We start from the raw sequence: 12,818 nt of genomic DNA on the forward strand, positions 1-12,818 counted from the left end.
AAATATGAAAAAAGAATGGAAAAAACCAAATTTAGAATTACTTGATGTCAATATGACTATGTTAGGAAAAGATGGTGACTTCACAGACGCAACTTTTCCAGCAGACACACCAAGAGGCAAACTAACATTTAGTTAATGAAGAAGTGAAAGTTAATTAGATATATCTAATTTGGACTCCTGAAATATTAAATATATAAGGGTCTTCATTAATCGTTTCAAAACATAAGTAGACTAATAAATATAAAATCTACCATGAACTACATACTGGTTAGTCTATAAGAATGGTTCGTTATCCCCTATATATAAAATTATATAGGGGTCTCCTATACAATAATAAAGTTACTTTAACTAATGGGGGAAAATTTACATGCAAGATATGAATATATATGAGGCATTCGGATTTACCTTTTCTAGTGAGTTTTCATTTCCAGAGTTAAACAAAAGTGAAAGATTGAATCCAAAAGTTGATATTGTAATTGAAAAAGATGAGTTATATAGTCTTTGGTCTGAACAAGAGGATTTAATTAACGACGGATTTATCATCCAAAGAAATTCAGTGATGTTTTTGGTTCCAGGTACGGCAATATTTTTAATTCAAGGCGGGAACAAGATTATTATTTCACCTCTAGACCCTATTAAAGAAGATGAAATTCGATTATATACTCTTGGTACTTGTATGGGTGCAATCTTATTACAAAGAAAAATTCTTCCCTTGCATGGGAGCGCGGTTGTAATAGCTGGAAAAGCTTATGCTATTATAGGTGATTCTGGAGCAGGAAAATCAACCCTTGCATCTGCCTTTATAAGAAGGGGATATCAACTGCTTACTGATGATGTGGTTCCGGTCAGCTTAAATAGTGAAAATGTTCCTGTTGTAACACCAGCTTATCCTCAACAGAAATTGTGGCAAGAAAGCTTAGATTATTTTGGAATGGAATCGGGGAATTTTCAGCCAATTATTGAGAGGGAAACAAAATTCACTGTTCCTGTCAAATCTCACTTCGCTTCCAAATCCATTCCACTTGCAGGAGTCATTGAATTGGTCAAATTAGAAACTGAGGAAATAAAATTACATTCAATGCAAGGAAATTTACAGAAACTCAATACATTGTTAACACATACATATCGTAACTTTTTTCTTGCTGATTTGGATTTAATAGAATGGCATTTTAATATTACGGCTAAAATTATCGATAAGATACATTTGTATCAATTAGGGAGACCTACTTCTCATTTTACTGTAGAGGATATAACAGTTTTATTATTAAAAACCTTGAATAGGGAGGAAAAAGTATATGATTAATAGTGCGGTTATTAAGGAAGATTATGTAATACGTCAAGTCCCTGGAAATCTAGTAAGTGACATGGCTGGGGAAAAGGTAATGCTGAGTATTGAAAATGGAAAGTATTATAATCTAGGAGAAGTTGGAGGGGATATTTGGGGTTTATTGAGCAAGCCTATTTCCATACAAAACCTTATTTTAACCCTTCAATCTCAATATGAAATAGATCTAACGGAATGCGAGCAGCAAGTAACAATTTTTTTAAATCAATTATTAAAAGAAGGATTAGTTCAAGTGGAAGCTCCATAGATTTAAGATGAGAGTCTTAGGAGGGAAATGTGATTTTATTCAAAAAAATAAGAACATTCTTTGGGTTAGGTAGTCAAATGCAAGTTATGCTTTTAGAGGCGTACTGTTACTTAGCATGGGGAAGATATTTAAAAACGTTGAATTTTTCAAGAGTTGCGCCTACTTTAGGAAAAAGTATGTCTGAAACATCTTGTTCGACTAAGACATCTGATAAACAAACTTTACAAAATGTATCAGCAGCGATTCATCTTATGAGTAGGTATACATTTTGGGAAAGTGAATGTCTTGTAAAAGCAATTGCTGGAATGAAAATGCTTGAAAAAAGAAGGATCGAAAGCACGCTTTATTTAGGAACAGCAAAAGAAAAAACAGGGAATTTAGTTGCTCATGCATGGTTGCGCAGTGGTCCATATTATATATCAGGATCGGAAACGATGAATAAATTTACGGTTGTAGCCTCTTTTGCAAAGGAAAACAGGAATAAAAAGGCTGAAGGTGAAAAAAATGAGTAATGCTCTTGATGTAGCCAATATACCTAAAGAATTAAGTTTGTTACTTGAACTTGTGAAAATTGATAATAATGAAGACACTTTAAAAAGGTTTAATAAAAAAGAGATTAATTGGGATCTTTTTTTAGATCTCACATGGCACCATCGTCTTTTTCCTGTACTATATCCTAAGTTGAAGAAGATAAAAGAACAACTTCCCCCATTCGTTTTAGAAATCTTACAGGCAAAATATCAGGAAAACACTATTCATATGTTGCAATTAACTGCAACCATGATAAATATAAGCCATGCTTTAAAGAATAATCAGATTCGCACCCTCTTTTTAAAGGGACCTTTGTTGGGTTTAGAGCTATATGGTGATATTTCGCTTCGTACATCAAGTGATTTAGATTTTCTAGTTCCACTTGAAGACTTAGATAAAGCAGAGAATATACTTATTAGCCTAGGTTACGTAAAAGATGATTATTTTCAATCTGTATTAGGTGACTGGAAATGGAGACATCATCATATAGCCTTTTTTCATCAAGAAACTAATACGAAAATTGAAGTACATTGGAGATTAAATCCAGGGCCAGGAATGGAACCAGATTTTTATGATTTATGGGAAAGGAAAAGGACTAACATAATAACAACTTCCCCAATTAACTTGTTAGGAAAAGAGGACTTATGCTTTTTTTTGATAACACATGGAGCACGTCATGGATGGTCACGACTTCGTTGGTTATTAGACATTAAACACTTGTTAGGCCAAGAATTAAAATGGTCAGTTTTATCAAAATTACTTAAAAAGTATCATTATCTTCACTTAGGTGGTCAAGCTGTCATTCTATCCTCTCAACTGTTGGGTGTATCAATAAAAAAAGAAATGGAATCTATGACAAGAGGGGCGCGGGCACAAACATTAGCTCAAGAATCTATATTCTATCTGGAAAGAATGGTAAACCTACATACAGAACCCTTACCTGATGATATTGCACGTTTCCATAAAAAACACTTATATTCTCTGCAGTCCTTTCAACAAAAAACATTGTATATCCTAAGTATAATGTACCCTTACCCGACTGATGTAGAGACATTGCCATTGCCAAAGAACCTTCATTTTTTATATTTTCCTTTACGTCCTTTCTTAACAGTTTGGAGAATAACAAAGAAAAGTGCCTATTCTAGGAGGGCAAAGGAATGAAAGAACTCCTATATTTCGCAAAACAAATACATTCATATTCAGGTAAAATCTTATATGTAAATATGATAGCCATGCTCTTAATTAGTATTTTTGAAGGGATTGGCATTTTTTTATTAGTACCTTTACTTGGTCTCATTGGTGTTGTGGAACTAGGAGAAAATACAAGATTATCATGGGCTTCTAATTTATTCGATGGTATTCCTGAATTGATAAGTTTATTTATTATCTTATGTTTTTTTATAGTTTTAATAATTGGCCAAGGTTACTTTCAACGCCAACAATTAATTTTAAATGTAAGGATTCAACAGAGTTTTACAAGGTATTTAAGAGAGGAGACCTATAGAAACCTAATTCAGGCCAATTGGCTTTTCTATCTAAATAAGCGAAAATCAGATCTTATCAATTTAATGACGACTGAAGTGTTTCGTGTGAGTGGAGGAATTAGCTTATTTTTTCAATTTATTTCTTCATTAATATTTACAATGATTCAAATTGGTTTAGCCTTTTGGTTATCCTATCAGATGACTAGTTTAATTCTCCTATTTGGATTAGTATTGATGGTTTTCTCAAGAACCTTTTTAAAGAAGTCCCAAACCTTAGGAGAAGAGACCCTTCAAATTTCTAAAAATTACTTAGGTACAATTACTGATCATTTTAATGGAATCAAAGATATAAAAAGCAATACAATGGAACAATCTCAATTAACTAGTTTTCTTAATTTAAGTGAAAAAATGGAGAAGAATTATGTCAATTTCACAAAACTAAATACACTATCAAGTTTGGTCTATAAATTGGTATCAGCTTTCCTCATAGCATTTTTAGTTTTTTTTTCTTTTAGTTACTTTGAATCACAACCTACACAGATGCTAATGATTTTAGTTATTTTTTCAAGAATATGGCCTAGAATCACTGGTATCCAGTCTAATATGGAGTATTTAGTAAGTGTTATTCCTTCTTTTAAGGCCCTAATAAAGCTTAAAAATCAAAGTTCAGAGGCCAAAGAAATCAATACGAGTAATATTCAAAGTATAAAACCATTAAAAATTGAAATGGGTTTGGAATTTTCTCAAGTATCATATCGTTATAATTCAAATGAAGATTCGTATGCGCTCAAAGATATTAACCTATTTATTCCCTCTAATCAGATGACCGCTGTTGTAGGTAGGTCTGGTGCGGGGAAAAGTACATTGATTGATATGATATTGGGTTTAAACCGTCCTGAAAAAGGAGAAATCCTTATAGATCATGCAGCTCTTACATCCGATAATTTATTATCCTTAAGAAAATCTATTGGTTATATTTCGCAAGATCCGTTTTTGTTCAATACTACTATTAGAGAAAATCTATTATTAATGAAACCCGATGCAACTGATGAACAAATCTGGGAGTCATTACACTTTTCAGCAGCTGCGGATTTCGTAGAAAAACTTCCATATGGATTGGATACCGAAATTGGAGATAGAGGAATACGGCTCTCGGGCGGTGAACGCCAAAGAATAGTCCTTGCAAGGGCCATTTTACGTAAACCAGCAATTCTTATATTAGATGAAGCTACAAGCGCATTAGATACCGAGAATGAAACTAAAATTCAAAAAGCACTAGAGAGCTTAAAAGGCCATATGACTATAGTCGTAATTGCACATCGTCTTTCCACCATTTCAAACGCCGATCAAGTACTTGTTCTAGATCAAGGTAATATCATCCAACAAGGACAATTCCATGAACTTGCCCAAAATATGGGGTTATTTAACCAACTATTAGGAAACCAATTAGAAGGTATTTCTTGAAAAAAATAATTGTATAATATGTTAAAAATTTTATAATTTTGTAACGTTTTGTTGACATGTTCTTTATAACGAACTAAAATAGTGGTATAGTCCTTACAAAATATTGAAAAAGGTGGTTCTATGTCAAACCCATACAATATAAACTATGAAAAACAAAAATCAGCAAAAGAGATAAATATAAAACAATTATTTGAAATTATTGTTAGGCGATTATGGATTGTTATTATCGTAGCACTATTATTCACTCTCGCAGGCTATCTTAAAACATTATCAACCACACCTCTATATCAGTCTTCCACTAGGATTATCATAGAAGCTAATCAAGATAAAATGAAAACACTGCAAGTAATTATAAAAGATTCTACGGTTTTACAAAAAGTCATTAATGAGATGGAATTACCAATGTCTCCAGAGGCCTTAGCTGGTTCTATTAACGTCAACAGTGTTGAGGATTCTGAGGTTGTAAGTATAAGTGTAACATCATCAGATCCTTATATGGCTGCTAACATTGCTAATAAAACAGCTGAAGTTTTCAGAAATGAAGCACCTAATATTGTCAACTTTAAAAAGATTAGGAATTTGTCACCAGCAAAAGTAAACCTATCACCCATTAATGGTGATGATAATGGAACCATTATGAAAAGCGGTATTATCGGTCTTGTTATAGGGATTGGGTTAACATTTCTATTTAATTCTCTGGATTATACAGTCCGTAGCGAGCAAGAAATAGAAGATATTATAGGTTACCCGGTTATAGGACGTGTTTCCAAAATGAATAAAAAGAATTCAAATCTTAATAAAAAGAATATACAAAAATTCAAAGAAACGCAGCAAGCTAAATATACAAAAACGCTAGGGTAGAATTGTGAGGCGAAATAAATGTCGATAATTCCACAAAAACAAGGTCATATACTTAAAAAAAGAAATCTGATAGCTTATTCAAGTCCAGATTCACTAATCTCTGAACAGTTTAGAACGATTCGAACAAACATCAAATTTTCAGCGATATCGAAAAAAAGGAATATTATCATGGTTACTTCTCCAACAGCAGGAGAAGGAAAGTCAACCACTGCAGCAAATCTGGCAGTTTCAATGGCCCAAAATAAAGAAAAGGTTCTGCTAATAGATGCTAATTTTAGAAGCCCTACTATTCACTCGATTTTTAAGATTTCAAATAAAGTAGGGTTGACTAACATATTATCTGAAGTATTAGAACCATCATTGGAAGAGACTGTATATAAAACAGGAATGGAAAGCTTAGATGTGTTAACAAGTGGCCCTATACCCTTCAATCCAGGGGAAATAATAGGATTAAAAGTTATGCAGGAGTTTTTAACTGCATGTGAAAAGGTTTATGATGTGATTCTTATAGATTCTCCATCCATACTAGAATTTACAGACACAAAAATATTGGCGAATTATTGCAATGGAATCGTTCTCGTATTCAATAATGGAAAAACACAGTTGAAAAACGCTATAGCAACAAAAAGAATTCTAGAATTTGTTGAAGATAAAATGGTTGGAGTCATTTTAAATACAAATCCACAAAATTGGCTTACTAAATTATTCAAGAGAATCATTTAACTAGGCAAAAAAATTTTACCAATAAGTTCTTTATTAAGAACAAACAGACCGTTTACAAATAAAATAGTATTTGGTGATGTCTCCTTGCCAATATAAACGGAGGCACTCGATCATGCTGTGGGTTGCGAAACCTTAGACGCTAGTCGTCAAGAGTGTGGGGTGAGGAGGGGTTAAATGCCCTATATTACTATTAAAGCACTAATGCATAGAGTTTTATCTAAAACTCTATGCATTAGTGCTTTATTGATAAAGAGAAAAAGTGAGGTGAATGAATGTGACATATAGACAAAGGCTATCCCTATTTATACTGATAGATTCATGTATTGTAATATCAGCTATTTTCTTAGGCCGTTTTTTAGTAAATGCAAGTATTTATGTTTTTACCATTCCCATTGTGCTCAGTTCAATTACACTACTACTCAGTCACCATTTATTTGCCATTTCATTTCACTTATATAAAAAGGCTTGGGAGTATGCGAGCATAGGTGAATTAGTCATTATTTTCAGGACGGTTTCAGCTTCAATCTTCTTAACAGGACTTTTGCAGGCACTTCTTTTTCAAGAAGTGTTTTACCGATTATTGGCCGTAACTTGGCTACTTCATATTTTGTTGATAGGTGGTTCTAGATTTTTCTGGAGAATGTATAGAGATCAATATTTACTTAAAGATGAAAATAAAAAAAGAACATTAATTGTAGGAGCTGGATCAGCCGGCACAATGGTAGCAAGGCAATTACTCAAAAATAATGATGTGGATTTATTACCTGTAGCATTCATTGATGATAACTCTCGTAAACAAAAACTCGATATTTTAGGAATTCCAGTAGTGGGTGACGTAAGTAAAATTGCAAGTAAAGTTGAAGCTTTAAAAATTGAACATATCATTATTGCAATTCCATCCTTGAATAAACAGGAAATGAATCGGATATTTCAAGAATGTGCAAAAACAACCGCTAAAACTCAAATCCTCCCTATGTTAGAAGATTTGTTGACAGGAAAGGTATCTGTCAACAAATTTAGGGATGTGGAGGTACAGGATCTTCTTGGAAGAGAACCTGTAGAACTCGATATCGATGGGATTTCAGAATATGTAACCGAAAAGGTTATCTTAGTCACGGGCGCGGGGGGCTCAATTGGTTCAGAAATCTGTCGACAAATTTCAAAATTTAGACCAGCCAAGTTAATTTTACTTGGGCATGGAGAAAACAGCATTTATACAATAGAGATGGAATTAAAAGAATCATATCAACACTCTAAAATAGAGTTTATTACAGAAATTGCAGATCTTCAGGATCATAAAAAAATGCTTTCAGTCATGGCTACATATCAACCAGATGTCGTCTATCATGCAGCTGCACATAAACATGTACCACTTATGGAACGAAATCCGGAAGAAGCGGTCAAAAATAATATGATTGGAACAATGAATGCAGCCAATGCAGCCAGTTGGAGTGGGGTTAAAACCTTTGTGATGATTTCAAGTGACAAAGCCGTTAATCCTACAAGTGTAATGGGTTCTACCAAAAGACTCGCAGAAATGACGATACAGCGAATGAATAAGGACAGTGAAACTAATTTCGTAGCAGTTCGTTTTGGAAATGTACTGGGTAGTCGTGGAAGTGTCATACCTCTATTCACAAAACAAATTGAAAAAGGTGGACCCATTACAGTTACACATCCTGATATGATTCGTTATTTCATGACCATACCAGAAGCTTCTAGACTAGTCATTCAAGCGGGTGCACTTGCAAAAGGTGGAGAGATTTTCGTGCTAGATATGGGGCATCCTGTGAAAATTGTAGATTTGGCTAGAAACTTAATCAAGCTTTCTGGGCATTCAGAAGAAGATATATCCATTGAATTTACTGGAATGCGACCTGGAGAAAAGCTATTCGAAGAGTTATTAAATAAAGATGAAATTCATGAACAACAAATCTATCCCAATATATATGTCGGTAAGACAGGCAAACTGTATACCAGTGAAATTGAGCAAATTCTAAATAGTTATTCAGATATGGATAAAGAAACATTACGAAAAAATCTTGTGGATTTGGCTAATGAGCGTGTCACCACACCTTCGCTAGTACCAATCTCAAACTAGGGAGGACTCGTTTTGGAAATTAGAAAAGCTATCATACCGGCTGCAGGATTAGGTACTAGATTTCTTCCGGCAACAAAGGCTATGCCCAAAGAGATGTTGCCAATTGTTGATAAACCTACTATTCAATATATTGTAGAAGAAGCAATAGAATCAGGTATCGAAGATATTATTATTGTAACTGGGAAGGGGAAACGAGCAATAGAAGATCATTTCGATCATTCTTTTGAATTGGAACAAAACCTTTTCCAAAAAGGAAAGTTCGATTTATTAAAGGAAGTTCAGAAATCTTCTAAATTAGTTGATATCCATTATATTAGGCAAAAAGAACCTAAAGGATTAGGACATGCAGTATGGTGTGCTCGAAAATTTATAGGTGATGAACCATTTGCAGTCTTGCTGGGTGACGATATAGTAGATGCCCAAAAACCTTGTCTACAACAGATGATTGAACAGTATGAAATGTCTAAAGCTTCAATCCTTGGAGTACAAAAGGTTTCTAATGAAGAGGTATCCAGATATGGAATTATTGAAGCAAATGAGATTGGAAATCGTTTATACAATGTTACAAGTCTAGTTGAAAAGCCAAAACAAGAAGATGCACCTTCCAACTTAGCTATTATGGGAAGGTATATTTTGAATCCTGAAATTTTTAAAATTCTTGGAGACCAACCTCCTGGTGCAGGTGATGAAATTCAATTAACAGATGCAATCAGCCGCTTGAATGAATATGAGAGTGTCTATGCGTATGATTTTGAAGGAATCCGGTATGATGTCGGGGAAAAGATCGGCTTTATCCAAACAACTATTGAAATGGCTCTCCAACGTGGTGACTTAAGAGAAAATATATTAAATTACTTAACAAACGTATTGAACCGAGAATTAATAAAATGAAAAGCTTGAGTAGGATATCGAAAGGATGGTGACTCATGGAAAAGAAAGTCCTATTTTGTGCAACAAAGGATTTTCATTTTGAAGCATTTCACCTACCTTACTTTAAATGGTTTAAAGAGCAAGGATATGAAGTTCATACAGCTGCACATGGTGATTTAGTTCTTCCGTTTGTTGATAAAAAACACATTATACCCATACAAAGGTCTCCACTTAAAAGGGAAAACCTTAAAGCCTACAAAGATCTAGAAAAGCTCATTGAAAGTAACAACTTTCAACTTGTTCATTGTCATACGCCTATGGGCGGAGTTCTTGCTAGGCTCGCTGGACGTAAAGCAAGAGAAAAAGGAACTAAAATGATTTATACGGCACACGGATTTCACTTTTGTAAAGGTGCTCCTTTAATAAACTGGCTGCTCTACTATCCTATAGAAAAATACTTGGCAAAACTAACAGATTGTCTAATTACAATCAATGAAGAGGATTTTCAACTTGCAAGGAAAAGAAAATTCAAAGCACATGAGATTAAACATGTTCATGGTGTCGGGGTTGATACTGAGCGTTTTCATCCAGTTTCCCCAATTCACAAATCTGTACTCAGATTAGAGAAAGGGTATTGTGATGATACTTTTCTTATGTTCTACGCGGCCGAATTTAATAAAAATAAAAACCAACAATTACTCTTGCAATCCTTTTCCTCAATAAAGAATAAGATACCTAATGCACGACTACTACTGGCTGGAGAAGGTCCTTTATTAGTTGAGTGCCGGGAACTGGCAGAGACTCTGGGAATAAGTGAAAATGTCGACTTCCTAGGTTATCGGAATGATATTGATGTGTTACTGAAGATAAGTGATCTTGCTGTGGCATCAAGTTTGAGAGAAGGGTTACCTGTTAATATCATGGAAGCAATGGCATGCGGGCTTCCAGTTGTTGCAGTCAAAAATAGAGGACACTCTGAATTAGTAAAGAATAACCAGAATGGGTGGATAATTGAGAGAGGTAATGAAAGTAATTTCACAGAAAAAATCTTAAAGGCTCTAGGTGATAGCGAACTAAGAGAGAAATATGGAAAATATGGTCGGAAAATGATTGAAAATAAATATAGCACAAAAAAAATATTAGAAGCAAAAAGCGAAATTTATAAATTATATCTATTAGATAAGGAGGATATTATGTGGGCAGCCCACTAAGAATCTTACATGTTGTCGTTAATATGAATAGGGGAGGAGCGGAAACCCTTATCATGAACTTATATCGTAATATTGACCGCTCAAAAATTCAATTTGATTTTCTTACATCCAAAGTAGGTGTATTTGATACTGAGATCTTAAATCTTGGCGGGAAAATTCATAGAATTCCATACCTTACCGATGTCGGACATTTTAAATATAAAAAACAATTAAACGAATTTTTCAAGCAGAATGGTGACTATAAAGTTGTTCATGCTCACATGGATAAAATGAGCGGGCTCGTTCTTCAATCAGCAAAAAAAGCTGGAATTCCAAAAAGAATATCACATAGTCATAATACACAAAGTGAAGGAAGCTTGGCAGCAAGAATTTACAAATGGTATGCAGGAACATTAATTATGCCCAATGCAACAAATTTTTTAGCTTGTTCAAGACAGGCAGCAAAATGGTTATTTAAAGAAAAAACCAATGTCAATATCTTAAAAAATGGGATTGATTACAATCTTTATTCATACTCATCTGAAATAAGATATAAAGTGAGAAAAGAACTGAATATTGCAAATGATGCATTTATTTTAGGGCATGTCGGAAGATTTGCTCATCAAAAAAATCATACTTATTTGATTGATATCTTTTCAAATTTTAATAAACAAAAAGAAAATTCTATCTTAATTTTAGTAGGTGATGGTCCACTAAAACCAGAAATCTTAGCAAAAGTTAAGTCTCTTAATCTAGAAAGTAAAGTAAAATTCATAGGGGTCCGCAGTGACATTAATCGAATACTCCAAGCATTCGATGTTTTTGTCTTTCCTTCTCTACATGAAGGCCTCCCAGTTTCACTTATTGAAGCCCAAGCAACAGGGCTACCATGTCTGATATCCAATCGAATTTCAAAAGAGGTAGATTTGGGTATCAATCTTATTGAATTTCTCCCTATTGATAATAGTTTACCATGGGCATCAAATTTAATAGAAATAACTTGTCGTAACACGTCAAGAACTATTAAATCTGATTTCTTAACTAAACAAGGGTATTCCATATACGAAACAGCCGATAAAATAAAAGATTACTATTTATCGATGACAGGGTGAATCATATATGAAAACTTTAACAGTGTTTACACCAACCTATAATAGAGCTTATTGTCTCGGGAGATGTTATGAAAGCTTAGTTCGCCAAACTAATAAAGATTTTATTTGGTTAATCATTGATGATGGATCAACAGATCATACAAAAGAATTAGTATCTGAATGGATAAATGAAAATAAAATTGATATTAAGTATAGTTGGCAAGAAAATCAAGGAATGCATGGAGCGCATAACACAGCCTACAACCAAATAGAAACTGAATTAAATATATGTATTGATTCTGATGACTATATGGCAGATGGTGCAATAGAAAGCATCCTTTCATTTTGGAGAAAGCATGGCAATGCAAAGGTCAGTGGAATCGCAGCTCTAGACGCTACAAGTAATCATCAAATCATCGGTTCAAAATTACCTGAAGAACTTTTTTCTGCAACTTTATTTGATCTTTATAACAAATATGGTGTTACAGGAGATAAAAAACTTGTTTACCGTACTGAATTAACTAAGCTATACCCTTATCCCATCTTTAATAACGAAAAATATGTAGGGTTAGCATATAAATACTATATGTTGGATAAACAATATGAATTGTTACTGATGAATGAAGTGGTTTGTCATGTTGAATACCTTCCTGATGGATCTTCTCTCAATATGTTTAACCAGTACCTCAAAAATCCAATGGGCTTTTCATTTTATCGGAAAGAACTTATGAAGTTACCCTTTGGAGGGTATTTTTTTAAATATAAACAAGCGATTCACTATGTTTCTAGCAATCTTCTTATGAAAAACCGGAATTTATTTCATGATACACCTAAGAAAATTTCAACTTTTTTTGCTTTTCCTTTTGGCTTCTTATTATATGTATTCATTATAAGTAAAACTAGGTCTTAAA

13 protein-coding genes are annotated in these 12,818 nt (G+C 33.6%); all 13 read left to right on the forward strand.

The features are described 5' to 3' along the window. Positions 1–4: 4 nt before the first annotated feature. The 13 genes from ACQKL5_RS10270 to ACQKL5_RS10330 all read left to right on the forward strand — a co-directional run bounded on the left by ACQKL5_RS10270 (position 5) and on the right by ACQKL5_RS10330 (position 12,817). Positions 5–136 (forward strand): paeninodin family lasso peptide, encoded by a 132-nt coding sequence (locus ACQKL5_RS10270; protein WP_427608515.1) that lies wholly within the window; start codon positions 5–7, stop codon positions 134–136. Positions 137–367: 231 nt separating this feature from the next. Further along, entirely contained in the window at positions 368–1,303 is a 936-nt protein-coding gene (locus ACQKL5_RS10275; protein ID WP_427608516.1) for an HPr kinase/phosphorylase, read from the forward strand. After that, complete coding sequence (locus ACQKL5_RS10280; RefSeq protein ID WP_427608517.1) at positions 1,296–1,592, forward strand: lasso peptide biosynthesis PqqD family chaperone; 297 nt, start codon at positions 1,296–1,298, stop codon at positions 1,590–1,592. The genes ACQKL5_RS10275 and ACQKL5_RS10280 overlap by 8 nt, the downstream gene beginning before the upstream one ends. Positions 1,593–1,621: 29 nt before the next feature. Further along, on the forward strand, positions 1,622–2,104 hold the full coding sequence (locus ACQKL5_RS10285; RefSeq protein WP_427608518.1) for a lasso peptide biosynthesis B2 protein: 483 nt from the start codon (positions 1,622–1,624) through the stop codon (positions 2,102–2,104). Further along, positions 2,097–3,284, forward strand: a complete 1,188-nt coding sequence (locus tag ACQKL5_RS10290; protein ID WP_427608519.1) for a nucleotidyltransferase domain-containing protein — start codon at positions 2,097–2,099, stop codon at positions 3,282–3,284. Before ACQKL5_RS10285 ends, ACQKL5_RS10290 begins: the two co-directional genes overlap by 8 nt. Further along, a complete protein-coding gene (locus ACQKL5_RS10295; RefSeq protein WP_427608521.1) occupies positions 3,281–5,071 on the forward strand; it encodes an ABC transporter ATP-binding protein in 1,791 nt (596 codons plus the stop codon). The genes ACQKL5_RS10290 and ACQKL5_RS10295 overlap by 4 nt, the downstream gene beginning before the upstream one ends. 120 nt (positions 5,072–5,191) lie before the next feature. Next, positions 5,192–5,932, forward strand: a complete 741-nt coding sequence (locus tag ACQKL5_RS10300; protein WP_427608523.1) for a YveK family protein — start codon at positions 5,192–5,194, stop codon at positions 5,930–5,932. 18 nt (positions 5,933–5,950) lie between these two features. Next, positions 5,951–6,655, forward strand: a complete 705-nt coding sequence (locus ACQKL5_RS10305; RefSeq protein WP_427608524.1) for a CpsD/CapB family tyrosine-protein kinase — start codon at positions 5,951–5,953, stop codon at positions 6,653–6,655. 274 nt (positions 6,656–6,929) lie between these two features. Further along, positions 6,930–8,756, forward strand: coding sequence for a polysaccharide biosynthesis protein (locus ACQKL5_RS10310; RefSeq protein ID WP_427608526.1), 1,827 nt, complete (start codon positions 6,930–6,932; stop codon positions 8,754–8,756). Between the two features lie 12 nt (positions 8,757–8,768). Further along, positions 8,769–9,647 carry a UTP--glucose-1-phosphate uridylyltransferase GalU gene (gene galU / locus ACQKL5_RS10315; protein WP_427608527.1) on the forward strand — a complete coding sequence of 293 codons (879 nt, stop codon included), beginning with the start codon at positions 8,769–8,771 and terminating at the stop codon, positions 9,645–9,647. Between the two features lie 35 nt (positions 9,648–9,682). Further along, complete coding sequence (locus tag ACQKL5_RS10320; RefSeq protein WP_427608529.1) at positions 9,683–10,837, forward strand: glycosyltransferase family 4 protein; 1,155 nt, start codon at positions 9,683–9,685, stop codon at positions 10,835–10,837. Continuing rightward, complete coding sequence (locus ACQKL5_RS10325; protein ID WP_427608530.1) at positions 10,822–11,928, forward strand: glycosyltransferase family 1 protein; 1,107 nt, start codon at positions 10,822–10,824, stop codon at positions 11,926–11,928. The genes ACQKL5_RS10320 and ACQKL5_RS10325 overlap by 16 nt, the downstream gene beginning before the upstream one ends. Before the next feature lie 7 nt (positions 11,929–11,935). Further along, on the forward strand, positions 11,936–12,817 hold the full coding sequence (locus tag ACQKL5_RS10330) for a glycosyltransferase family 2 protein (protein WP_427608532.1): 882 nt from the start codon (positions 11,936–11,938) through the stop codon (positions 12,815–12,817). The last annotated feature ends 1 nt before the right edge of the window (position 12,818 follow it).

Origin of the sequence: Peribacillus sp. NPDC097675 (assembly GCF_050277655.1) — a bacterium.
Lineage (GTDB): Bacteria > Bacillota > Bacilli > Bacillales > DSM-1321 > Peribacillus.